The sequence below is a fragment of the Nocardiopsis akebiae genome (assembly GCF_018316795.1).
In the GTDB taxonomy this organism is placed as follows: Bacteria; Actinomycetota; Actinomycetes; order Streptosporangiales; family Streptosporangiaceae; genus Nocardiopsis; species Nocardiopsis dassonvillei.
Genome location: NZ_CP074132.1, coordinates 3,209,679 through 3,230,867, shown reverse-complemented (window position 1 = coordinate 3,230,867; position 21,189 = coordinate 3,209,679). Strand labels below are relative to the sequence as shown.

Below are 21,189 nucleotides of genomic sequence, written 5' to 3'. Positions count from 1 at the left end.
CGTCTATCGAAGACCTTGTCGGTACCGCTCGGCTTCCTCCAGCTGGTCCAGCAGCTCGTCCTCCGCCCGGTCGAACTCGCTCTCGGACAGCTCTCCGGCGTCGAAGCGCTCGGACAGTTCCGCCAGCTGCTGTCGGATGCGTGAGGGGTCGTACATCTCCCGCTCCGCCGCGTCCAGGACCTGGCGCGCCGTCCAGTCGACGAACCGGACCGGCGCGGCGGGAGCGGTGAGGATCATGCTGAGGAGGCCCATGCCCCTGACTCCTGTTCGGTGTCCCCGACCGGCGGGGTCACTGTTGGGGGGACGCCACGAAGCTGTAGGGCGGCAGGGGTCCGTTGACGCGGACCTCCATGTAGGAGGCCAGCTCCTGTTGGATCCGGGCCGCCTCGCGCAGGAACCCCTCGGTGCGGTCCCGGTGCACGAGGAAGGAGGCGTTGGCCAGGCCGCCGTCCGCGGCTGGCCGGGCGGACACGCGCTCGGCCAGGCCTTCCAGGGGCTTCAGGACGGTCTCGGCGTCGCGGCGCCTGAGCTCCTCCACCGCGTGGGAGACCTGCTCGCCGAAGGCCATCCGCTCGGAGGGGGTGCCGCCTCCGGCCGCCTTGAGCTCCTCGTTGCGGGCCCGCAGCCCCTCGTCGGCGCGCAGCACGGCGCGCAGGGCCGCCTCCTCGTTGTGGCCGGCCTTGACGTTGAACTCCACCCGGTCCTGGAGCTGGTCAAGGAGGACGGAGTAGTGGTCGGCGAAGCGGGCGAGCTCGGCGGCGACCGCGTCGTCGTCCTCGCTCACCGCGCCGAAGCGCAGGGGCAGGACGCCGTGGCCCAGGGCCAGGTCCTGGAGGACGTTCTGGTGCGCGGTCAGGTCGCGCCGCTTGGCGCGCAGGCCCTCGGGGGCGTCGCTGACCGCGGCGGCCACACCGTAGGCGCGCACGAAGCGCACCGGCGCCGCGTCCTCGCCCACACCGGACAGCTTCATGGCGTCGAGGGACTCGTCGTCGCGGACGATCCCGTAGACGTAGGTGCTCACTCCTCGCCCTCCTTCTTGGCGGAGGAGCGGCGGCGGGCGCGCGCGGGCTGCTTCTCCTGCTCGTCGGACTGCCCCTTGGAGAAGGACTCGGAGATGGCCTCGGCCGCCCCGGAGAGCGCGCCCTTGGACTTGCTGCGCGCGCCCTTCTCCATGCCGCTGTCGAGCAGGTCGGGGAGTCCGGCCCCGCCGCTGCTGGTCAGGTCGAGGCGGTTGCAGGCCTCGGCGAAGCGCAGGTAGGTGTCGACGCTGGCGACCACGATGCGCACGTCGACGGTGAGGAGTTCGATGCCCACGAGGGAGACCCTGGCGAACACGTCGATCACCAGGCCCTTGTCGAGGATGAGGTCGAGGACCTCGTAGAGGTTGCCGGAACTGCGGCCGCCTCCGGATGACTGCTGCTGCATCACCGTCATCGGAATCATGCTCCTTTCGTCGGTGAGGTTGCGGAGGGCAGGCGCCCCGTCCGTCAGGGGTCGGCAGGGCTCAGCCGTCGGAGCGGCCGCGGGTGTAGCGCTTGGTGCGCTTGTATCCCTCGATCTCCCCGTCGGCGTCGAGTTCCACGGAATACGTGGCCAGCAGGCTCACCGTGTCCGGAACCCGGCGCAGTTCGAGTACTTCGAGGGTCAGGTCCCAGCCGTCTCCGGATCGTTGGAACCCGGAGACGCCCTCGACCTCCAGCCCGGTCACTTCCTCGAACTGCTCCCGGGCCTCGCGCAGACGCTGCATCATCGTCTTGCGTCGTTCCCCGTGCGGAGGGGAACCGTCGTCCTTGCTGTCCTGACTCATGGATCTCCTGGCCGTCGGCCATTATCCGATTTCTCTTGCCATGCCCTTGGCTTGACCCACTACCGAGAAAGACCGCGACAAAACCTTGCCGAGGTCAAGGCGGGCACGAACGGGCCGGACGGGAACTCCCGCAACCGGGAATCAGGGGAACGCGAGAACGCCGGGACGCCCGGGGAGCTCCGGGGCGCCGGGTGTTCCACGGGGCGCGGGAAAACCTGGAACGGGGGGGGCGTCCCGGCGCGTCGGCCCCGGAGAACACGGCACGGGAAAACGCCCGCGAGAATGTTCAGGGCAGCAACCTCTTGGCAGGAAAGCAAAACCGCGCGGCGACGCGGCGGAAAGGCCCTCACCCCGCGCGCAGGAGGCGGAGCAGGGCGTGCGCCTCGGCCGCCAGCGCGTCCCGGCCGGGTGCCAGGTACGCCCGCGGGTCGGTCAGGTCGGGCCGTTCCTCCAGCCGCTCGCGCAGCGCCCCGGAGAAGGCGTCGTTGAGCCGGGTGGCGATGTTGACCTTGGTCATACCGCTGTCGACGGCCCTGACCAGGTCGGCGTCGGCGACACCCGACGACCCGTGCAGTACCAGGGGCACCGGGACCGCCCGGCTCAGGCGGCCGATGAGGTCGTGGTCCACACGGGCGTCGCGGGTGCGCATCGCGTGCGAGGTGCCGACCGCGACGGCCAGCGAGTCCACTCCGGTCGCGCGGACGAACTCCGCCGCCTCCTCGGGACGGGTGCGCGCGCCCGGGGCGTGGACGCCGTCCTTGCCGCCGACCTCGCCGAGTTCGGCCTCCACCGCTACGCCGCGGGCGTGGCAGTACCCGACCACCGCGCGGGTGGCCGCGACGTTGTCCTCGTAGTCCAGCGCGGAGGCGTCGAACATGACGCTGGTGACGCCCAACTCGACCGCCTCGCGCACGAGCGGGACCTCGGTGGCGTGGTCCAGGTGGACGGCGGTCGGCACGGCCGCCCCGCGGGCGGCGGCGAGCGTGGCCAGGGCGAGGGGCTCCAGCGCCCCGTGGTAGCGCACGCAGTTCTGGCTGATCTGCAGGACGACGGGGGCCGCGGCGCGCTCGGCTCCGGCGATCAGCGCCTCGACGTGCTCCAGCAGGACGACGTTGAAGGCGCCGACGCCCCCGCGCCGGGCGGCGGCCCGCTCCAGCAGCGTGGTGATCCCAACGAGTGTCATGCGTACTCCTCGACGTGCACGGTGGGCAGGAACGCCCTGTAGGCCCGCGGGTCGGCCTCCCCCGCGGTGGGGGCGAGCACGGCTGCGGCGCCGAGTGCGGCGGCGCGTGCCAGCGTCCGGGGCCAGGGGTCGGCGGCGGCCGTGCCCAGGGCGATCGCGGCGGCCGCGGCGTCCCCGGCTCCGGTCGGGTTGCCGGTCACGCCCGGGACCGCGTCCGCCCGCCACCCCCGGTCGCCGTGGAAGGCCAGCAGGCCCCGGCTCCCGAGTGAGACGACCACGCTGCGGGCACCGGCCCGCAGCAGTCGGCGGGCGGCGTCGGCGCCGCACCCGCCGGTGGCGGCGCGCAACTCGGCCGCGTTCGGTTTGACCACCGCGGCACCGGCCGCCGCCGCTGCCAGCAGCGCCGGACCCGCGGCGTCGACGACGGCGGGCACGCGCGCCCGCCCGGCGACGCGCACCAGCTCCGCGTACAGGTCGTCCGGCGCTCCCGGGGGCAGGCTGCCGGAGAGCACGAGCGCGCGGGCCCCGGTCAGCGCGTCGCGCACCGCCTCCGTCAGCGCGGCCAGCTCCTCGGTGCTCAGCCGCGGGCCCGGTTCGTTGAGGACCGTGGTGTCGGTGCCCACGACGGTCAGGGTGCGCCGGGTCGTGCCGTCGACGGGCACCGCCCGCAGCCGGTGCCCGTCCCCGGCCAGGGAGCGGGCGATCCACCGGCCGGTCGGTCCGCCGAGGGGGGCGACCGCGAGCGTGGGCTCGCCGAGCCCGCGCAGCACCCGGGACACGTTGAGGCCCTTGCCGCCCGGACGCTCCCACACGCGCGAGACCCGCAGGGAGCGGCCCGGCACGAGGGCGTCGACCTCGTAGGTCACGTCGACGGCGGGGTTGGCGGTGACGGTGACGATCACGTGCTCCCCCCCGGGCCCCGGGGTCCGCGGCCGGGGGCGGCCCGGAGCGCGGTCAGGGCGCGGTCGCGGTCGCAGGTCCCGTTCACGTGTACTCCAGCAGTTCCCGGGCCAGCAGCGCCGCGCCCAGGCACCCGGCCCCGTCGCCCAGCGCGGCGGGGACCACGTCCGGGCGCCGGTGGAAGGTCAGGCGGGCTTCGAGCCGTTCGCGCAGCGGGGCGAGCAGCAGTTCGCCGGACCGGGCCAGGCCGCCGCCGACCACGATGACCTGCGGGGCGAGTACGGCGCTGATCCAGGAGAGGCCGAGCGCCAGGGCGTCGACGGCCTCGTCCCACACCCGCCCGGCGTCGGGGTCGCCCCGCACGAGGAGGTCGGCCACGTCGCGGGCCTCCCTGGTGGGTCGGCCCGTGCGCTCGGAGTAGCGGCGGGCGATGGCCGCGGCCGAGGCGATCGCCTCCAGGCACCCGGTGGCGCCGCAGGCGCACGGCCCCCCGTGGCCCACGTCCACGTGTCCCATCTCGCCGGCGAAGCCGCCCGCGGTGTGCGCCCGCCCGCCCAGGAGCAGGGCCGCCGACAGGCCGGTGCCGATGGGGACGAAGACGGCGTCCTCGTGGCCGCGCGCGGCGCCGAGCCGCTGTTCGGCCAGCCCTCCGGCGGCCACGTCGTGCCCGAGGGCGACGGGCAGCCCGCAGCGCTCGGCGAGCAGGTCGCGTACCGGCACGTCGCGCCAGAGGAGGTTCTCCGACCACACCGCCACCCCGCGCCCGACGTCGACGATGCCGGGGACGACCACCCCGACCGCCGCGACCGGGGCGTCCCGGGACGCGGAGCGCAGCTCCCCGACGAGGGCGGCGGCGGTGCCGACCACGGCCTCTGCTACGCGGGGACCCGTGGGCGTGGGCGTCCTGCGGGTGAGCAGCACCCCGTGGTCGGCGTCCACGAGGGCCGCCTTGGTCAGGGTTCCGCCGACGTCGACGGCGACGACGGCGCTCACGCCCGCTCGTCCGCGAGGACGACCGAACGGGTGAGGTTGCGGGGCCGGTCCGCGTCGAGCCGCCGCCGCCCGGCGAGGGCGACGGCCAGGCGCTGGGCCACGACGAGGTCGGCCAGCGGGTCCAGGTCGCTGGCGCGGAAGGCGGCGCCGGTGGCCACGACCTCGGCGGCCAGGCCCGCGGGCGGCTCGCCGAAGGACCACACGAGCCGTCCCGGCTCGGCGATGGTGAGGGGGCCGTGGCGGTACTCCATCGCGGGGTAGGACTCCGTCCACATGCGCGCCGCCTCGCGCGACTTCAGGGCCGCCTCGTGCGCCAGGCCCACCGTCCACCCCCGGCCGAGGAAGGTGATCTGTTCGGCGCGGACCAGGTGGTCCAGCGGGACCTCCAGGGCCCGCTCGCCGTCGCGGGCGAAGCGCTCGACGTCGTGGCCCAGGTGGGCGCGCAGCAGGGCGAGCGCCGTCGTGGCGTAGCGGGTCTGCACCACCGACCTCTCGTCGGCGAAGTCCAGCAGCACGCTCAGGTCGGCGAGTTCGGTGACCGGCGAGCCGGGCACGGCGGTGATCACGGTGGTGGGCACGTCCCGGGCCGCCCTGAGCAGGTCCGTGACCTCGGTCGTCGTGCCGGAGCGGCTGATGGCCACGACGCGGTCGTAGGAGCGGCCGGGCGGCACCTCCGAACCCGGGAACGCGTCGGTCCCGCCCTGCCCTGCCCGCTCGCGCAGGGCGGCGTAGGACATCGCGACGAACCAGGACGTGCCGCAGCCGACGACGGCCGTGCGCTCCCCCGGACGCGGCAGTGCGGGTTCCGCGGACGCCAGCGCGTCCGCGACGCGCCGCCAGCACTGCGGCTGGCTGGCGATCTCCGCGGTGACATGGGTGTTCATCTAGGATCTCCCTTGCTGGCTGCGGGGCCCTCGCGCCCGCCGCGGGGAGCGGCCCGGCGCCCTCGTCCGGACTCCGGATCCCCGCCCCCGCCCGCGGCCCCGTTCGCGGCGTGTCCCGCCGTGCGCCCCGCTGCCGGGTCGGGTAGGAGTGCCGCGACGGCCCCTCCTCCGCGTGCGGTGCGCGACGACGCGCACGAAGCATCGTTAGTCTGATTGATTTTGATCGATATAGTCGGTTACCAGTCAGATCGGATCAATAGTTTGTCCTTGGGGGACGTCATGGACCGCCACCAGCGTTTGACGGCTGTGCTCGAACTGCTCTCCGAGCGCGGGTCCCTCTCCGTCGACGAGGCGGTGGAGGAGCTGGGGGTCTCCCCGGCCACCGTCCGGCGCGACCTGGACCACCTGGAGCAGCAGCAGCTCCTGACCCGCACGCGCGGCGGGGCCCTGGCCTCCTCGGTCTCCTACGACCTGCCGCTGAGCTACAAGGCCGCCCGGCACGCCGAGGAGAAGGAGCGCATCGCCCAGGCGATCACGGACCTGGTCCCCCCGGGCTCGGTCGTCGGCCTCAACGGCGGCACCACGACCACCCAGGTCGCGCGCGCCCTGGCCCTGCACGAGAGCTTCCGCGGCGACGGTCCCGGGCGCGGCCTGACCGTGGTGACCAGTGCGCTCAACATCGCCACCGAACTGCTGGTGCGCCCCCACATCAAGGTGGTCGTGGTGGGCGGGGTCGTGCGGCCCCGCTCCTACGAGCTGGTGGGGCCGCTCGCCGAACGGGTCCTGGAGGCGCTCTCCCTGAACGTGGCCGTGATCGGGGCCGACGCCGTGGGCGCCGACGTCGGCGCCATGGCCTTCGACGAGGACGAGGCCGCCGCCAACACGCTGCTCGCCCGGCGCGCCGAGCGGGTCATCGTGGCCGCGGACAGCCACAAGATCGGCCAGCGGGCCTTCGCGCGGATCCTGCCGGTCGCCGGGATCGACGTCCTGGTGACCGACAAGGACGCGGACCCCGACGTCGTGGACGGCTTCACCAGGGCCGGGGTCGAGGTCGTCCAGGCCTGAACCGCGGCCCGGGTCCGGGGCCCTCACGGATCGTTCCTCCCGTCCAGCGGCCGGTAGCCGACCCCGAGGGCCTCCAGGCGCTCCAGGTGCACGCGCAGCCGGGCGAGGAAGTCGGCGCGGTCGTGGCCGCGCTCCTCCGGCTGGCGCCAGACGGCCTCGGCGAAGGCGCACAGGCGGGGGAAGGGCATGTACTCGGTGTGCTCCTCGGTGGCCGCGTACCCGGTCCACATCTGGGCCTCGGCGCCGACGACGCGCCGGGCGGCCTCCCCGTCCAGAGCGGCGGACAGCGGCACGAAGCCGCCGCCGAAGGCGAGGGGTTCGGCCGCGGCGTCCTCGTCCTGGTAGTAGTCGAGGTACACGTGGCTGGTGGGCGCCATGACCGTCTCGTGGCCGAGCCGGGCCGCGGCCTCGCCCCTCTCCCGCTCGCGCCAGGCCACCACCGTCACGTCGGCGGGGAGCGCTCCCCCGTCCAGGACCTCGTCCCCGCCGCAGTGGACGTACCTGCCGGGGAAGACGTCCATCACGTGCGCCAGGACGTCGCGGCAGAAACGCGGCGCGGTCTCGTCCACGTTGAGCAGGCGGGTGCCCGCCCCCCAGCGCTCGCGCACGATCGTCGGCGCGCCGGTGTTGCCCAGTTCGGGGTAGGCGGTGATGGCCTCCTGCATGTGGCCGGGCATGTCGATCTCCGGGACCACCTCGACGCACCGGTCGCGGGCGTGCGCCACGATCTCGCGCAGATCGGCCTCGGTGCAGCAGACGCCGTGCGGGGTCTGGTCGCAGACAGGGTCCGGGCTCGTGCCGAGGTCGTTGCCGACCACGGTGCGCGCCCGCCACGCGCCGACCTGCGTCAGCCGGGGATAGCCGGGCACCTCGATCCGCCAGCCCTGGTCGTCGGTCAGGTGCAGGTGCAGGACGTCGAGCTTGTGCAGGGCGAGCAGGTCGATCAGGCGCAGGACGAAGTCCTCGGGCAGGAAGCGCCGGGCCACGTCCAGCATGAGGCCGCGCCAGCGCAGCCGGGGGTGGTCCTCCACCCGCGCGCAGGGGATGCCCGCGCCCCGGGCGGCTCCGCCCGTCCTCCACAGCCGCGCGGGCAGGAGCTGGCGCAGGGTCCGCGCGCCGTGGAAGGCCCCGACCGGGTCCGCGCCGACGATCTCGACGCGGTCGGTGTCCACGGTGAGCGCGTAGCCGTGTTCACGGGCCCGTCGGGGGTCCACGCGCACGGTGACGGGGGCCGGATCACCGCCCGGTCCGCCCCCGGCCTCCGGTTCGACGCGCAGGGAGAGTCCGCGGTCCAGCCGGAGGGCGCCCGGGCGCGGCTGCGTCCGCGTCGGCACCGGGATGATCGCGGGTCGGTCGGCGTCGTCGGGCATGCTCGCTCCCCCCTTCCCACCGCCCCGCGGCCGAGGCCGTCGCGGCGGCTGCTCGCCTGCTCCGGCGGACGGGCGCGGCGCCCGGTCGGGTCCGGGCTCGGGCCGGTCGCACTCAACGATCATTACATGAGCGCATGATGATTACTAGTGAACAGAAGGAGGACATAAAGCTTGACACCAATCAGGCAGAACGTGACGATAGTCACTCATCGACTACCGGAGGAAGCGCCCACCATGGTTCTCGCGTACGCCCCGAACGGACATGGCTGACACCGCGCGGCCCACCGGCCGGGTCGGTGCGGAGCACGAACGCGCCCCGGCCACTTCGCCGGACCGCCCGGGCGGTCCCGGCCGCCCCGACGGCCGCTCCGGGGACTCCCCGGTCCGGCCCGACCGCGGCCTGTGGCGGCGCGCGTCGGCGACGCGCTGGCTGCTGCCCGCCACCGCCCTCATCGGCCTGGTCATCGTCTTCCCCGCGCTCTACATGGTCTGGCTGTCCTTCCTGGCCGTGGACCGGATCGGGCAGATCCGGGGGTTCACGGGGCTGGACAACTACCGGAGGCTGCTGGCGGAGCCCGCGCTGGCCGGGGTCGTGGCCAACACGCTGGTGTGGCTGGTGGTCGTCCTCGCGGCCACGATCCTGGTGTCGCTGGCCCTGGCCCAGTTCCTCACCAAGGAGTTCCGCGGACGCCGACTCGTACGGCTCTCCGTCGTCGTGCCCTGGGCGGCCTCGCTGGTGATGACCGCGACGGTCTGGCGATTCCTGCTGGAGGGCGGCAACGGCCTGCTCAACCGCCTGCTGATGGACCTGTCGCTCCTCGACGCCCCGCACGAGTGGTACAAGGACCCCGCCACGGCCTTCGCCTCGATCATGGTCGTCGGCGTCGTCACGTCGGTCCCCTTCACGACCTACGTCCTCCTGGCCGGCCTCCAGACGATCCCCGCAGAGGTGCACGAGGCGGCCAGGATCGACGGCGCCGGGGCCTGGAGGCGGTGGCTGCACGTCACCCTGCCGCTGCTGCGCCCCTCTCTGCTGGTCGCGTTCGTGCTGAACATGCTGCACGTGTTCAACGCGTTCACGCTCATCTGGGTGATCACCGGCTCGATCGCCGGGAACCACGCCGACACCACGGTCACGTGGATGTACAAGATCGCCTTCAAGGAGCAGCTGGACCCGGGCGAGGCCGCCGCGCTCGCGGTGCTCAACGTGGCGTTCCTCGTCGGGCTGATCGCGTTCCTGGCCTGGCTGCTGCGGCCGGGCCGCCGCGACCGGGCGGGCCGCGCCCTCGCCTCGGCGGTGCCCGGCGGCGTCCGCTCGCTCACCGGCCGGGCCGCGCGCTCGTGGTCGTCCCTGCGCGGGCGCGCGGCGGGCGCGTGGGCTCCGCTCCTGCACCCGGCGGCCGTCGCCGGCGGCCGTGTGTGGCGCCGCGTCAGGAGCGCCGTCCTCCCGCTGATCGGGGCGCTGGTCGCCCTGTTCTTCCTGGCCCCCTACGCCGCGATGTTCCTCGGCTCGCTCAAGACGGACGCGGAGCTGTTCGCCGTCCCCGCGACCTACCTGCCCCGGGACTGGGCGTGGTCGAACTACGTCGAGGTGTGGAGCCGGATCCCGCTGGCGGAGTACTTCCGGGTCAGCCTCACCGTCGCCGGGACCTCGACCCTGGTCGTGCTCGCCGCGGCCGCGCCCGCCGCCTACGCCGTCGCCCGATCCGACTTCCGCGGCAGGGGCGCCTTCCTCGGCCTGATCCTCATCACCCAGATGTTCCCGGCGGTGGCGCTCATCATCGGGCTGTACCGGGAGGCGCTCTTCCTCGGCGCGGTGAACTCCTACTGGTTCATCATCGCCGTCAACTCCGCCTTCAACATCGCCTTCGCGGTGTGGATCCTCAACACGCACTTCCGGGCGGTCCCGAGGGAGACCGAGGAGGCGGCCATGATGGACGGCCTCGGCCGCTTCCGGACCCTGCTCAGGATCATCGTCCCGCTGTCGGCGCCGGGGATCATCACGGTGGCCGTCTTCACCTTCATCCAGGTGTGGAACGAGTTCATCGTCGCGCTGACCCTGTTCAACGACCCCTCGCGGGGCACGGTCCCGCTGACCGTGGGGGTCCAGCAGTTCATCGGCCTGTACGAGACGAACTACCAGTACCTCTTCGCCGCCGGGCTGATGGCCGTCGTCCCCACGGTGGTCCTCTTCGCCCTGATCGAGAAGTACCTGGTCAGCGGCCTGACCACAGGCGGTGTTCGATGACGGGTCACCGCCGGCAAGCGGAAGGGAAGGGCAGCGGATGAGGAAACCGAGGCCGCGGGCCACCGCCTGCGCCGCCGCGCTGTCGGCGGCCGCGCTGCTCGCCGCGGGGTGCGGTGGGGACGGGGGCGGGGACCCGCGCACCATCGAGCTGGTCGTGGCGCAGTACACCGAGGGGACGCAGCCCTACTGGAGCGGCCTGATCGAGTCCTTCGAGGCCGACCACCCCGGCACGAGCGTGCGGCTGCGGGTGATCGGCTGGGGCAACCTCCAGAACCAGGTCAACACGATGGTGCAGACCCGGCAGTTCCCCGACGTCCTCAACACGAACCTCTTCGCCGACTACGCCGAGGCGGGCCTGCTGCACCCCGCGCGCGACGTCCTGCCCGAGGACAAGTTCACCGACTTCGTCCCGGTCCTGGCCGAGAACGCCTCGCTGGAGGGTGAGCAGTACGCCCTGCCGTTCGTCGCGACGGTGAACGCGATGTACTACAACCGGAGCATCTTCGCCGAAGCCGGGATCAGCGAGCCCCCGCGGACCTGGGACGGGTTCCTGGAGGCGGCGGAGCGCATCAGGGCGCTCCCCGGCGACCACGTCCCCTACGCGCTGGCGCTGGGCTTCGACGGCGGCGACTACGAGTTCGGCACCTGGGCGCGCTCCAACGGCGGCGGCTGGAAGCAGGACGGCGAGTGGACGGTCAACAGCGACCGCAACGTCGCCACGCTGGAGTTCCTCCGGGACCTGGTGGTGGAGCACCAAGCCACCCAGCCCAACCCCGGGCAGACCAACCGCCCCGACGGCACGTGGCCGCTCTTCGCCCAGGGCAGGGCCGCCATGGTGTACGCGCCGCTGGGCGGCAGCGCGTTCCTGGACCCGGTGCACGAGGCGGGCGTCGACTACGGCACGACGACCCACCCGACCAACGGCGGCGCCGAGCCCTCCACCCACGGCATCCAGGACTACCTGGTGGCCTTCGACAACCCCGGCAACCAGGAGCTGGTCACCGAGTTCCTGGACTACTTCTACGAACCGGAGAACTACACCGCCTACCTGGAGGTCGAGGGGCTGCTGCCGACCACCGAGTCCGGAGTCGAGGAGTTCCGCGACGACCCCGACGTGGGACGGTACGTCGAGCAGATCCCCGAGGCGCGGCTGGACCCCACCTACGAACCGGTCTGGGCCCAGCTGCGCGGCACGATGGCCGGGGAGCTGGGCACGGCCGTGGCCCCGGACGGGGACCCGCGCGCCGTCCTGGACAGGGGCCAGGAGATCGCCGCCTCCGGCCCGTGACGGGCGGGGGCGCGTGGCGGCTGGTCGCTCAGCCCAGCGCCCGGGTCCCGATGACCGACAGCAGGTGCAGCCTGTCGTGGCTCTCGCTGCCGGGGACGGCGGTGTAGACGAGCAGCGAGTGGGCCTGGCCCGGATCGACCAGCCTCTGGCAGTTCAGCTCCAGGGGTCCGACCTCGGGGTGCACGAAGCGCTTGACGTGGTGGGGGCGCACACCGATCTCGTGGTCCTCCCACACCCGCCGGAACTCCTCGCTCCGCCCCAGGAGGAGGTCGGCGAGGTGGGCGGCCCGCGAGTCGGGGCCGCGCAGGGTGACGAGCTCGCGCAGACCCGAGGCGTACATGCGGGTGAGGAACGCGTGCTCCTCGGGCGCGTAGAGCCGCCGGGAGTCGGGGTCGGTGAACCACCGGTACCCCGCGCTGCGTTCGGGCCCGGTGTAGACGGTCGTGTCGCCGGTGAGCGCGACGCCCATCGGGGACTGGCGCAGGGTCTCGCCGAGTTCGGTGACGATCTCCGCGGGCGTGTCGTCCAGGCGGTCGAGGACCCGCTGCAGTCCGGGACTGACGTGGTCGCTGACCGTGCCGCGCGGAGGCGGGTTGTGTCCGGCGAGGCGGAACAGGTGGTCCCGCTCGTCCAGTGACAGGTGCAGCCCCTGGGCGATGGAGGAGAGCATCTGGCCCGACGGCCGCGGTCCGCGCTCCCGTTCCAGCCGGGAGTAGTAGTCGGTGGACATGTGGCACAGCGCGGCGACCTCCTCCCGCCGCAGGCCGCTGGTCCTGCGGCGCTGCCCGCGCGGCAGGCCGACGTCCTCCGGTTGCAGCGCCTCCCGGCGGGTGCGGAGGAACTCGGCCAGCCCGGTGCGATCGATCACGGCACTCCCTCTTCACAGTGGTGCTGCTCCGTGTCTACCTTGCGGGCGCGGCGGTAACCACGGACCGCCGATCCCCCCTTTACGGTGAGCTCATCTCATTTGGATTCTCGGTAGCCTGACCGCGTGTCGATGGTTGAACGTCCTGTGCCTGATGAGCTGTGGGAACTATTCCAGCGAGTGGTGCCCGAACCGCCCACACGTCCCCAGGGCGGCGGCAGGCGCAGACACGGCGATCGCGAGGTGCTGGCCTCGATCATCTTCGTCGCCACCAGCGGCTGCACCTGGGCGCAACTCCCGTCGGTGTTCGGCCCGTCCGGGCCTACTGCACACCGGCGCTTCACCGAGTGGACCCGCGCCCGGGTCTGGGCCAAGCTCCACCGACTCGTGCTGGACGAACTCGGTTCCCGCGGTGAGCTGGACTGGTCGCGGTGCGCGATCGACTCGGTGAACATGCGAGCCCTCAAAGGGGGGACCTGACGGGTCCGAATCCTGTCGATCGGGGCAAGAAGGGGTCGAAGATCCACTTGATCACCGACCGGGCCGGTCTGCCCCTGTGCGCGGCGATCTCCGGGGCCAACACCCACGACAGCCAGGCCCTGCAACCCCTGGTGCGAGGAATACCCCCGGTCCGGTCCCGCCGTGGACCACGACGTCGTCGCCCGGCCAAGCTGCACGGAGACAAGGGCTACGACTATGACCACCTGCGCCGATGGCTGCGCCAACGGGGGATCGTTCACCGCCCGGCCCGCAAGGGAGTGGAGTCCTCGCAGCGGTCGGGGCGGCACCGGTGGCAGGTCGAGCGCACGATGGCCTGGCTGGCCGGATGCCGCCGCCTACACCGCCGCTACGATCTCAAGACCGACCTCGGCCTCGCTTGGCATCTATAGGACCGTCCCGGTACGAGACAGTGATTCCCCACCGCCGCGCGAACGGCCAAGCCGAACTGCCGGGCTGGAAGCAAGAGCACGACCGCTCCCGCAAACAGGTCAGGGCCCGTGTCGAGCACGCCTTCGCCCGCATGAAGGGGTGGAGGATCCTGCACGACTGCCGTCTCAGGGGCGACGGCGTGCACCACGCGATGCCCGGCATCGCGCACCTGCGCAACCTGGCCCTTGTGGGCTTAGAGGGCGTTCTTTCTCCGACCTCCATGTGTGGTTCTCGCTGGTCAGACATGAGGTCGAAGCTGGAGGCCCTTCAGGCCGATGCCCCGGGCGTGAAGCGTTGCCGACGGACTACCAGGCGTTTGTGAGCGGCGGAGCAGTTGCCGTGACGGGTCAGGAGGTGAGGGCGTACTCGGTGAAGTGGCCGCTGACAGTGAACCCGAGGCGGCGGTAGACGGGTTCCCCGTCGGTGGATGCCTGCAGCACCGCGGTCTCGTAGCCCGCGTCGCGGGCGGTGCGCAGGGTGGCCGCGGTGACGGCGCAGCCATAGCCGCGGCGGCGGTCGGTGGCGAGGGTGGCGATGTTGTAGATCCCGGCGACGCCCGCGTGCAGGAAGACCTCCGCCGAGCAGACGGGCCGACCGTCGACGTGCGCGTCGGGGAGGGGGTCGCACAGGTCCTTCCACATGCCCGCCTCCGTTTCCGACGCATCCAGACCGGCGGACTGAAGATGCTCGGCGAGGTTGCCCGGCCTGGAGGCGGGGCCCACCCACCAGGAGAAGGGGCGACCGGTGGCGGCCGGTGTCCGGGCCGTCTCCGCGGCGCGGGCCGGGGCGGTGCCCGGGGTGAAGCGGGCCCCCGCGACGATGTTGAAGGTGTCGTCGTCGAGACCGCTGTCGGCGATCAGCAGGTCGTCGGTATCGGTAACGGACGCACCCTTGAGGGTTCGGTGCAGGTGGCAGGCGTGCTCGGCGAGATTCAGCTCCATCGCGATCGGAAGGTCGGATTCATTGACGGACGGGATGTGCATGCGGTTCGTGATGATCCATCCCAGCATGGCGTCCGGGGTGCTCGCAGGTGCTTTTTCCGTACCTGTGAACGGGCCGTCCAAGAGCTGTCCGCTGGATCACGTGGCGTGTTGGCAGCGAAGACACGGTGTCCGGGCGGTCAGTCCGTGAGCCTCGTGCCTCACGCCTCGCACGCAGTCCCCACCCAGGGCGCCACAGTGACCACACAACCCGTTCCGGAGCAGGTACGGCAAACAGCGTCGTCTCGTCCTTTCCGGCCACCCAGCCAGCCCCCGCTGCCCGTCGGATCAGCTCTGACAGGTCGGACACGACTTCGGGACAACCCTTAGCCGTTCGCATAGTCCGAAGTACGAGCTTCCGCCGCGAGAAGGGTGAGCAGGCCAGGAAAACGTCGGTCGATGTCTGCGCGGCGTAGCCGAATACCCTTCCGATTGCCGTAGTCGATCTCGCAGATCAGCCCGGCTTCCCGAAGTGCCCGGAAGTGATGCGTCTGGGTTTGCTTCGAGATCGGAAGGTCGAAAGAATTACAGGTGCGCTCGCGATCCTCCCCGTCCGTGGCGAGTTCGATCATCACCGCTCGACGGTGCTCGTCCGAGAGCGCCCGGAGCACCACGCCGAGCTCCATCTGCGCGGCCGTCGGGCCCGAAATCGGTTCCTTCGCCATTTGCTGCCACACCTTTCAAGTCTGGCTAGCATCGTACCTTAGCGATGTGCTTTCGCGTAGGCACGGCAGCCTTAGCACCAAGGAGGAGCTCTGACGTCGGCCCCGCACGCCACGGCCGACCACTGATCGCCGTCGCGGCTGCTGCTGCCGGTTGTGCCGTGGAGCGTCTTCGTGATCCCCGATGGCTTCCCCGGGACTGCGATTGCGCTTCCCGACGTCTCGCGGGAACTCGGCAGTGACCCGGCCAAACTGCGAGGAGTCGTCAACGGCTTCAACCTCGCCCTGACGATCTCGACGCTCTTCTGGCGATGGACCGGCGATCGGGTCGGGCTGCGACGGACCGTCGCGGTCGGTCTCGCCACGGTCCTGCTCGGAGGGGGCTGGAGCGCGCTTGCCGGGAGCCTCGCATCGCACGGACCGTCACCGACATAGGCGCTGCTTCCATCGCGACCGGAGGCACCTCGATCCTTTCCCACGCCTACGAAGGCAAGCGGCGCACCCGTGCCCTGGCTCTCCTGGGCACGGCCGTGGGGGATGCGAACGCATGTGTTGCTCCTCTGCGCGAGCCATGATCCGGGGCGAAGCGCTCAAGTGTGCTCCGGGAATGGGGCTCGGGACCCGTCGGCTCGAGAGCTGTGACCACACGGGGCGACAACGTTACGCATCAAGCCCGTCCATCTCGATGTGCAGGTTTTCGCGGTGCTGGAATGCGAGCGCTCGCTCGGTCGTTCCGAGCACCGCGGGGACCTCCCGATGCCGGGGTGCCGCCAGAACAGCTGCGCCCGTGGGTGCTCCCGTGCCCCCGGTGCGGGGCCGATCTGACGCTGAGTCCCGTCAGCATGGACGAGCTGAGTCTTCTCCACGCGATCACGTCCTCCCTGCACCGTCTCAGGGACGCGCACCCGCCCGGCTGAGCGCCTCGTGTTGCCATGGTCGTCCTCACCGGACCGATCGAGAGTGCGAGGCGACCCCCTGCGGGCTTCGTCGGGATACTCCGAGCGGCGATGGCACATCTGACGTCGGACTCCTGGACGCCGAGCAGCCGGCAAAGTTCGGAGACCCTCACGGACTCGAATCCTTACAGCGCACGGCCCCGCAGAGCGCCGGATGAGCAATGTGGACGCACGTCGACCACTGCATGCCTTGGATCGGACCTTCTCACTACGCGGCCCGGGCGACGCCGAGCTCTCCGACGGTCCGCATCACCTGAGAGTCAGCACCGGACGGTTGGTTGTTACCTTTACGGTTACACCGACGGATCGCAGGCGGCCCCGGAGGAGAAGAGATGAGCGCGAACAGCAGGCTGACGGTGGCAGCCCACGCCCTGACCTGGATCGGGCTGTACCAACGCCGTGGTCACCAGGTGGCCACCTCTGAACAGATTGCGACGAGCGTCAACACGAACTCCGTGGTGATTCGCCGTCTGCTGGCCCAGTTGCGCAGGGCAGGATTGGCTGACTCACGAAGAGGCGCGGGTGCGGGATGGGTGCTCTCTCGGGACCTGGCCTCGATCACGCTGCTCGACGTGTATCGCGCCATCGAGCCTGGGCACGTCTTCGGCCTGCACCGCTCGACGCCCGATCCCGAGTGTGTCATCGGTCGCGGTATCAGGCCGGCGATGACAAGGGTGTACGACAGGATCGAGTCCGCCCTGAACGACGAGCTGTCGAAAGTCACGCTCGAGGACGTCCTGCGCGAGGTTCTCACACCGACCCAGCCTGCCGTTGCTGCTTCGAACCCCTGCCCACAGATGTAACATAAATAGTTACTTCCAGTCGCTTGAAGGTGCTGACCGGACTGACCGAGAGGAACAGGGCCCATGGAGTTGAGAACGATCGCCGCTCACGCCCTGCGCGCCGGGCACCGAGTACTGCTCAGCGACGGCCGCGATCCCAGGTCGGTGCGTGCCGTCGCCGACGACGGCGGCCTGAAGCATCGATGGCCGCGTTCGAGGGGGCGGTGGAGGTCGGCGTGATGTTGTTCGCCGTCCCCTTCGGCCACGCCCCCGTGGTCGGACGGCGTCTTGGGGCCGGACCGGTCGCATCATGGTTGACATGACCAACCAGCCCGCCGAGTCCAAGCCCTACCGTGGCTTCGCCGACGGCGCGCCGCCGATCGGAAGCCAGTGGGGCGAGCATCAGATGGCCGGGGTCACATTGACCAAGGCGTTCAACGCGATGTTCGCCGGCTTCACGACGCCTGACCCTCGCCACACCGAAGGCCACCAGGCGGTCCTCTGCGCCCGGGACGACGAGACGGCCAGGATCGCCATCGGGCAGATGCCGACAGGATTCGGCTTCGCGCCCGTCGCTCTCGGCGGCTTGGGTGAGGGCGGCGCACTCGTGCAGCTCCGGGGACCCTGAGCGGCAAGCACGTCCTCCTGCAGCACCAACACGACGAGACGGCGGCCGCGCTTCCTGCGGTGGCGACTACATGACGCACGAGAGCGAAAGAGGAAAAGACGATGGCAGCAGACACCAAGAGCCCCCGTGCCGTGGTCGAGCAGTTCGTGGAGCGCCTGGTCCGGCAGGATCCGGAGGGCATCCAGAAGCTGTTCGCGGACCAGATCGACTGGTACGTCCCGGGCAGCGACACCCTGCCGTGGACGGGCCGTCGTACCCGGCGGGCCGACGTCGCCTCCTTCTTCACCACCATGTGGCCCCACTACGCGCCGGGTGAGAGTGAGGTGACCCTCGAGCGATTCGTCGTCGACGAGACAGACGTGATCCTGTTGGGGACCTTCACGCACGTGATCGCATCATCCGGCAGGAAGTTCACCACGCCGTCGGCCCTGCACCTGGTGGTCGAGGACGGCCGAATCGTCCGGATGCACCTGTACGAGGACACCCTCGTAATCGAACAGGCGTTCGCCGCCGTCTGAGCTCCGGGCGGTCGCGCACTCGCGAGGGCGAAGAAGCGGGTCGGGGCCCGACGCTGTTCGTCGTCCGGCCCCGGACCGCGGTCGACGAACGTTCCTTCCCGGCGCAGCAACCGCACGACGTCAAGAGATCACCGAGAGGACTGCCGATGAAGTTGTCAACCCCGAACGGTAACCGACCGCGAGTGGTTCAGGCCGCCGCGGACAGCCGTGTGACAGGCGAGGCCACGTAGGGACGACCATCGCGGAGCATCGCCCAGAGCACGTTGACCCGACGCCCGGCCAACGCGAGCACTGCCCGGACATGCCGTTGGCACTCAGCCCGCTTGCGCTCGTAGAACGCCTTCGAGGCCGGGCAACAGCGGGTGCTTACCTGGGCGAACGTGTAGAAGACTCGCAGCAGGCGCCGGCTGTAACGCCGCGGCCGACGCAGGTTGCCGATCCCCGGCATGGCTGGTGATCATCGCAGCTTGTTCGTGCTCGCAGAACCGGCCCTCGATGGCCGTACCGGTCTGGGCGAACTCGGTCTCAAGGGCGATCACCTCCTCCGTGAGCTTGGAGACCACCGCGGCGGCGGTCTTCTCGCCCTTGACGGTGGTGCGCTGGGACTGGGCGACCTCGACCGCGGCCTAGGCACTGTTTTGCAGAAGTGGGTGTGTGGTGGGGCCTGCTCTGACAGGGTCGTGTCATGGCCGGTCGTCATGAACTCTCCGATGCCGAGTGGGCCCTGCCCGCCCCGCTCATGCCCGCCGACCCTCACAAGGGCAAGAAGTGGGCCGACCACCGCAAGGTCATCAACGCCATCCTGTTCCGCGCCCGCACCGGCATCCCCTGGCGGGACCTGCCCGAACGCTACGGCCCCTGGGAGACCGTCGCGGGCCGCCACCGCCGCTGGTCCATCGACGGCACTTGGCAGAGAATCGCCGACCTGCTGCGTATCGACGCCGACAGCGGCGAGGAACTCATCGTCGGCATCGACTCCACCGCGGGGCGGGCCCACCAGCACGCCGCCGGAGCGGCGAAAAAGGGGAGATAGCGCGGGACGAACCGGACGGGGCCCAGGCCCTGGGCCGCCCCCGGGGCGGGCTGACCACCAAGGTCCACCTGCTCGCCGACTCCTGCCCGCGGCCCCTGGTGCTGGCCACCACGCCGGGCCAGCGCGGGGACGGCCCGATGTTCGAGCCGTTGATGGCCGCGTTGCGGTTGGCCCGCAGCGTGGGCAGGCCCAGGACCCGCCCGGACCGGGTCCTGGGCGACAAGGCCTACTCCAGCCGCGCCAACCGGGCCCACCTGCGTCGGCGTGGGATCAAAGCGACCATCGCCCACCGCGCCGACGGCACCGTCTTGGATCTGACCGGCATGCGGTGGGCTCGGGTAGACGCCGACAGGCGACACGCCCCCATCGGAGGTGGGGCGTGGCCCTCGGATGTCGTCTCCACCGACGAGAAGGTGGGGCCCACTGCCGTCACGAGCACGGTGGGAGCCGTCGGCGGGGTGTGGTCAACGGCCGACTCCGTCATCAGGGCACGGCGATGCCCGTCCGCCGAAGGGTGAAGCACCACGCCCAGATCAAGCGCATCGACCCCCAGGCCGACGCTGTTCTTACTGGCCACGAACGGCTCCTTCAGGTACGACTTGCATCGAACCTCGGGACGTGCTCTACTCGACCAAGGTACGAAAACAACCGTACCTTGGGCGGCTGAACGATAGCCGTCAACGATCAGAGGAAGGTGTGGTCATGAAGAAGCCCGAGGTGTTGATACTCGGTGCCGGAATCGCAGGGCCGGCGCTAGCCTTCTGGCTCGCGCGGAATGGATACAGGCCGACCGTCGTCGAGTACGCCCGACAACTGCGCTCCGGCGGCAGTGCGATCGTCGTGAAGGGGCCCGCGTCACCGGTCGCCGAGCGTATGGGGATTCTTCCGCAGCTCCGCCAGCTCGCCACCCGCAACCGGTCGTTGACCCTGCTCGACCCAGCCGGCGAACGAGTCCTCAGGCTCCCCTATTCCGGGGGGTCGCCGACAGTCGAGGTGACCCGGGCCGACCTGTCCCAGGTGCTCCACCGAGCGGCGCAGGGCGATGCGGAGTTCGTGTTCGACGACACCGTGACCGCACTCGAACAGGACGAAGGCGGAGTCGACGTCGTCTTTAGGCGGTCCGCGCCACGGCGTTTCGACTTGGTGGTCGGTGCCGATGGGACGCATTCCACCATGCGGCGTCTCGTGTTCGGACCCGAACGGCAGTTCGTGAGCGATCTGGGTCTCTACGGCGCGACGGTCCCTCTGGAACCGGACGCCGTGGACGACCCGAGCGAGCTGACAATGCTGACCGTGCCAAACCGGATGCTGGTCATCCACCCTTCCCGCGATACCCCACTAGCGATATTCACCTTCCGGGCCACAGGACAGGGGATCCACGACCGCAAGAACATCGCCCTTCACAAGCAGACCGTGGCCGAGACGTACGCCGACGTGCGATGGCGGGCGCCGGAATTCGTAGCGGCCTACCTCGACCACCCAGCCCCGTTCTTCGACTCCCTGACGACCGTCCGGATGCCCTCGTGGTCCCGCGGACGAGTTGTACTGCTCGGAGATGCGGCGGCCGCCACAGGCCTGCTCGGCGACGGCTCCAGTATGGCGATGGCGGGAGCGTATGCCCTCGCGGAAGAACTCGCCTCCCACCGTGGAGACCACGCCCGTGGCTTCGCCGCCTACGAGTCGCGGCTCCGCCGCGAAGTGCGACCGCGGCAGCGACGCGTCGGCCGTGTCTCCAGAATCATGGTGCCCAGTACCCGCGCAGGCCTCATGATTCGGAACACGATGGGCCGCGCGATCGGTCACACGAACCGAATGACCTCACGCGAAGCGGCCTGACGCGTGACCGATGTCGACCTTCACGATCGATTCGTCACCAAGATTGGCCGTGAACCGCGTGCGCTGCAATGAGGGGATGTACGAAACGGAGGGAACTCCGCCCCTGGAGCCGGGGTAGACCCGCCACTCCTCCTCCGAGCTCCCATCGACTGGCGCGAGCCCCCACAGGCCCCGCGGTGACTGGTCATCTGCGGGATGGCACGGCCGTTCACGATGCACACCCACAGGTCGCCAACGGAAGGCGTACTCTTTTCAGCATTT

The 21,189-nt window shown here is 71.1% G+C and carries 25 protein-coding genes and 1 pseudogene; 14 read left to right on the top strand and 12 right to left on the bottom strand.

Annotation, left to right across the window (positions count from 1 at the left end; genetic code table 11):
• Window positions 1-3: 3 nt before the first annotated feature.
• From KGD83_RS13820 to KGD83_RS13785, 8 genes are all read right to left on the bottom strand, one after another.
• Entirely contained in the window at window positions 4-252 is a 249-nt protein-coding gene (locus tag KGD83_RS13820) for a gas vesicle protein GvpG (RefSeq protein ID WP_212644143.1), read from the bottom strand.
• Between the two features lie 37 nt (window positions 253-289).
• Window positions 290-1,021: a GvpL/GvpF family gas vesicle protein gene (locus KGD83_RS13815; protein ID WP_212644142.1), complete on the bottom strand. Its 732-nt coding sequence runs from the start codon at window positions 1,019-1,021 to the stop codon at window positions 290-292.
• Window positions 1,018-1,434: a gas vesicle structural protein GvpA gene (locus KGD83_RS13810; RefSeq protein ID WP_212644141.1), complete on the bottom strand. Its 417-nt coding sequence runs from the start codon at window positions 1,432-1,434 to the stop codon at window positions 1,018-1,020. The genes KGD83_RS13815 and KGD83_RS13810 overlap by 4 nt, the downstream gene beginning before the upstream one ends.
• A 70-nt stretch (window positions 1,435-1,504) precedes the next feature.
• A complete protein-coding gene (locus KGD83_RS13805) occupies window positions 1,505-1,807 on the bottom strand; it encodes a gas vesicle protein GvpO (RefSeq protein ID WP_212644140.1) in 303 nt (100 codons plus the stop codon).
• Between the two features lie 346 nt (window positions 1,808-2,153).
• On the bottom strand, window positions 2,154-2,990 hold the full coding sequence (locus KGD83_RS13800; RefSeq protein ID WP_212644139.1) for a class II fructose-bisphosphate aldolase: 837 nt from the start codon (window positions 2,988-2,990) through the stop codon (window positions 2,154-2,156).
• On the bottom strand, window positions 2,987-3,892 hold the full coding sequence (locus KGD83_RS13795; protein ID WP_212644138.1) for a 1-phosphofructokinase family hexose kinase: 906 nt from the start codon (window positions 3,890-3,892) through the stop codon (window positions 2,987-2,989). Before KGD83_RS13795 ends, KGD83_RS13800 begins: the two co-directional genes overlap by 4 nt.
• An 82-nt stretch (window positions 3,893-3,974) precedes the next feature.
• Window positions 3,975-4,883, bottom strand: a complete 909-nt coding sequence (locus KGD83_RS13790; protein WP_212644137.1) for an ROK family protein — start codon at window positions 4,881-4,883, stop codon at window positions 3,975-3,977.
• The gene (locus tag KGD83_RS13785) at window positions 4,880-5,767 is read right to left on the bottom strand and encodes an SIS domain-containing protein (protein ID WP_212644136.1); all 888 of its coding nucleotides are present in this window, start codon (window positions 5,765-5,767) and stop codon (window positions 4,880-4,882) included. The genes KGD83_RS13790 and KGD83_RS13785 overlap by 4 nt, the downstream gene beginning before the upstream one ends.
• Window positions 5,768-6,046: 279 nt before the next feature.
• Between KGD83_RS13785 and KGD83_RS13780 the strand changes: the two genes are divergently transcribed.
• The gene (locus KGD83_RS13780; RefSeq protein ID WP_212644414.1) at window positions 6,047-6,832 is read left to right on the top strand and encodes a DeoR/GlpR family DNA-binding transcription regulator; all 786 of its coding nucleotides are present in this window, start codon (window positions 6,047-6,049) and stop codon (window positions 6,830-6,832) included.
• Window positions 6,833-6,855: 23 nt separating this feature from the next.
• Here KGD83_RS13780 and KGD83_RS13775 read toward each other — a convergent pair whose 3' ends face one another.
• Window positions 6,856-8,202: a beta-N-acetylhexosaminidase gene (locus KGD83_RS13775; protein ID WP_212644135.1), complete on the bottom strand. Its 1,347-nt coding sequence runs from the start codon at window positions 8,200-8,202 to the stop codon at window positions 6,856-6,858.
• A gap of 262 nt (window positions 8,203-8,464) precedes the next feature.
• Between KGD83_RS13775 and KGD83_RS13770 the strand changes: the two genes are divergently transcribed.
• Together KGD83_RS13770 and KGD83_RS13765 are read left to right on the top strand one after the other, a co-directional pair.
• The gene (locus KGD83_RS13770) at window positions 8,465-10,450 is read left to right on the top strand and encodes an ABC transporter permease (protein ID WP_212644134.1); all 1,986 of its coding nucleotides are present in this window, start codon (window positions 8,465-8,467) and stop codon (window positions 10,448-10,450) included.
• Between the two features lie 37 nt (window positions 10,451-10,487).
• Window positions 10,488-11,738: an extracellular solute-binding protein gene (locus tag KGD83_RS13765; protein ID WP_212644133.1), complete on the top strand. Its 1,251-nt coding sequence runs from the start codon at window positions 10,488-10,490 to the stop codon at window positions 11,736-11,738.
• 28 nt (window positions 11,739-11,766) lie between these two features.
• Here KGD83_RS13765 and KGD83_RS13760 read toward each other — a convergent pair whose 3' ends face one another.
• Complete coding sequence (locus KGD83_RS13760) at window positions 11,767-12,606, bottom strand: helix-turn-helix transcriptional regulator (RefSeq protein ID WP_212644132.1); 840 nt, start codon at window positions 12,604-12,606, stop codon at window positions 11,767-11,769.
• A 129-nt stretch (window positions 12,607-12,735) separates the two neighbouring features.
• Between KGD83_RS13760 and KGD83_RS13755 the strand changes: the two genes are divergently transcribed.
• Together KGD83_RS13755 and KGD83_RS13750 are read left to right on the top strand one after the other, a co-directional pair.
• Window positions 12,736-13,493 (top strand): IS5 family transposase gene (locus KGD83_RS13755; protein WP_152691962.1). Its coding sequence is split into 2 segments (ribosomal slippage): window positions 12,736-13,071 and window positions 13,074-13,493, totalling 756 coding nucleotides; the frame shifts between segments, so codons are not numbered across the junction.
• Window positions 13,494-13,513: 20 nt separating this feature from the next.
• Window positions 13,514-13,726 (top strand): annotated as a pseudogene (locus KGD83_RS13750) (transposase); the annotation flags it as partial.
• Between the two features lie 154 nt (window positions 13,727-13,880).
• Here KGD83_RS13750 and KGD83_RS13745 read toward each other — a convergent pair.
• A complete protein-coding gene (locus tag KGD83_RS13745; RefSeq protein WP_249352351.1) occupies window positions 13,881-14,543 on the bottom strand; it encodes a GNAT family N-acetyltransferase in 663 nt (220 codons plus the stop codon).
• A 296-nt stretch (window positions 14,544-14,839) separates the two neighbouring features.
• On the bottom strand, window positions 14,840-15,178 hold the full coding sequence (locus KGD83_RS13740) for an ArsR/SmtB family transcription factor (protein ID WP_047867550.1): 339 nt from the start codon (window positions 15,176-15,178) through the stop codon (window positions 14,840-14,842).
• Between the two features lie 171 nt (window positions 15,179-15,349).
• Here KGD83_RS13740 and KGD83_RS13735 point away from each other — a divergent pair, with 171 nt between their 5' ends.
• The 9 genes from KGD83_RS13735 to KGD83_RS13700 all read left to right on the top strand — a co-directional run bounded on the left by KGD83_RS13735 (window position 15,350) and on the right by KGD83_RS13700 (window position 20,928).
• Window positions 15,350-15,610: a hypothetical protein gene (locus tag KGD83_RS13735; RefSeq protein WP_212644131.1), complete on the top strand. Its 261-nt coding sequence runs from the start codon at window positions 15,350-15,352 to the stop codon at window positions 15,608-15,610.
• An 853-nt stretch (window positions 15,611-16,463) separates the two neighbouring features.
• Window positions 16,464-16,934 carry an Rrf2 family transcriptional regulator gene (locus KGD83_RS13730; RefSeq protein ID WP_212644130.1) on the top strand — a complete coding sequence of 157 codons (471 nt, stop codon included), beginning with the start codon at window positions 16,464-16,466 and terminating at the stop codon, window positions 16,932-16,934.
• Between the two features lie 63 nt (window positions 16,935-16,997).
• Complete coding sequence (locus KGD83_RS13725) at window positions 16,998-17,153, top strand: hypothetical protein (RefSeq protein WP_212644129.1); 156 nt, start codon at window positions 16,998-17,000, stop codon at window positions 17,151-17,153.
• 79 nt (window positions 17,154-17,232) lie between these two features.
• On the top strand, window positions 17,233-17,541 hold the full coding sequence (locus tag KGD83_RS13720; RefSeq protein WP_212644128.1) for an NAD(P)-binding domain-containing protein: 309 nt from the start codon (window positions 17,233-17,235) through the stop codon (window positions 17,539-17,541).
• 101 nt (window positions 17,542-17,642) lie between these two features.
• Window positions 17,643-18,059: a nuclear transport factor 2 family protein gene (locus KGD83_RS13715; RefSeq protein ID WP_047867552.1), complete on the top strand. Its 417-nt coding sequence runs from the start codon at window positions 17,643-17,645 to the stop codon at window positions 18,057-18,059.
• Window positions 18,060-18,554: 495 nt separating this feature from the next.
• Window positions 18,555-18,689 (top strand): hypothetical protein, encoded by a 135-nt coding sequence (locus KGD83_RS28955; protein ID WP_256448875.1) that lies wholly within the window; start codon window positions 18,555-18,557, stop codon window positions 18,687-18,689.
• Between the two features lie 55 nt (window positions 18,690-18,744).
• Window positions 18,745-19,092 carry an IS5 family transposase gene (locus KGD83_RS13710; protein ID WP_212644127.1) on the top strand — a complete coding sequence of 116 codons (348 nt, stop codon included), beginning with the start codon at window positions 18,745-18,747 and terminating at the stop codon, window positions 19,090-19,092.
• Window positions 19,089-19,610, top strand: a complete 522-nt coding sequence (locus KGD83_RS13705) for a transposase (protein ID WP_256448868.1) — start codon at window positions 19,089-19,091, stop codon at window positions 19,608-19,610. The genes KGD83_RS13710 and KGD83_RS13705 overlap by 4 nt, the downstream gene beginning before the upstream one ends.
• 184 nt (window positions 19,611-19,794) lie before the next feature.
• Window positions 19,795-20,928: an FAD-dependent monooxygenase gene (locus KGD83_RS13700; protein ID WP_047867554.1), complete on the top strand. Its 1,134-nt coding sequence runs from the start codon at window positions 19,795-19,797 to the stop codon at window positions 20,926-20,928.
• The last annotated feature ends 261 nt before the right edge of the window (window positions 20,929-21,189 follow it).

What these genes read in the sequence shown, in the direction of transcription:
- KGD83_RS13820 (WP_212644143.1), bottom strand. Translation starts at nt 252, where the DNA reads ATGGGCCTCCTCAGCATGATCCTCACCGCTCCCGCCGCGCCGGTCCGG.
- KGD83_RS13810 (WP_212644141.1), bottom strand. Translation starts at nt 1,434, where the DNA reads ATGACGGTGATGCAGCAGCAGTCATCCGGAGGCGGCCGCAGTTCCGGC.
- KGD83_RS13805 (WP_212644140.1), bottom strand. Translation starts at nt 1,807, where the DNA reads ATGAGTCAGGACAGCAAGGACGACGGTTCCCCTCCGCACGGGGAACGA.
- KGD83_RS13800 (WP_212644139.1), bottom strand. Translation starts at nt 2,990, where the DNA reads ATGACACTCGTTGGGATCACCACGCTGCTGGAGCGGGCCGCCGCCCGG.
- KGD83_RS13785 (WP_212644136.1), bottom strand. Translation starts at nt 5,767, where the DNA reads ATGAACACCCATGTCACCGCGGAGATCGCCAGCCAGCCGCAGTGCTGG.
- KGD83_RS13780 (WP_212644414.1), top strand. Translation starts at nt 6,047, where the DNA reads ATGGACCGCCACCAGCGTTTGACGGCTGTGCTCGAACTGCTCTCCGAG.
- KGD83_RS13775 (WP_212644135.1), bottom strand. Translation starts at nt 8,202, where the DNA reads ATGCCCGACGACGCCGACCGACCCGCGATCATCCCGGTGCCGACGCGG.
- KGD83_RS13770 (WP_212644134.1), top strand. Translation starts at nt 8,465, where the DNA reads ATGGCTGACACCGCGCGGCCCACCGGCCGGGTCGGTGCGGAGCACGAA.
- KGD83_RS13765 (WP_212644133.1), top strand. Translation starts at nt 10,488, where the DNA reads ATGAGGAAACCGAGGCCGCGGGCCACCGCCTGCGCCGCCGCGCTGTCG.
- KGD83_RS13745 (WP_249352351.1), bottom strand. Translation starts at nt 14,543, where the DNA reads ATGCTGGGATGGATCATCACGAACCGCATGCACATCCCGTCCGTCAAT.
- KGD83_RS13740 (WP_047867550.1), bottom strand. Translation starts at nt 15,178, where the DNA reads ATGGCGAAGGAACCGATTTCGGGCCCGACGGCCGCGCAGATGGAGCTC.
- KGD83_RS13730 (WP_212644130.1), top strand. Translation starts at nt 16,464, where the DNA reads ATGAGCGCGAACAGCAGGCTGACGGTGGCAGCCCACGCCCTGACCTGG.
- KGD83_RS13725 (WP_212644129.1), top strand. Translation starts at nt 16,998, where the DNA reads ATGGAGTTGAGAACGATCGCCGCTCACGCCCTGCGCGCCGGGCACCGA.
- KGD83_RS13720 (WP_212644128.1), top strand. Translation starts at nt 17,233, where the DNA reads ATGACCAACCAGCCCGCCGAGTCCAAGCCCTACCGTGGCTTCGCCGAC.
- KGD83_RS13715 (WP_047867552.1), top strand. Translation starts at nt 17,643, where the DNA reads ATGGCAGCAGACACCAAGAGCCCCCGTGCCGTGGTCGAGCAGTTCGTG.
- KGD83_RS28955 (WP_256448875.1), top strand. Translation starts at nt 18,555, where the DNA reads ATGGCCGTACCGGTCTGGGCGAACTCGGTCTCAAGGGCGATCACCTCC.
- KGD83_RS13710 (WP_212644127.1), top strand. Translation starts at nt 18,745, where the DNA reads ATGGCCGGTCGTCATGAACTCTCCGATGCCGAGTGGGCCCTGCCCGCC.
- KGD83_RS13700 (WP_047867554.1), top strand. Translation starts at nt 19,795, where the DNA reads ATGAAGAAGCCCGAGGTGTTGATACTCGGTGCCGGAATCGCAGGGCCG.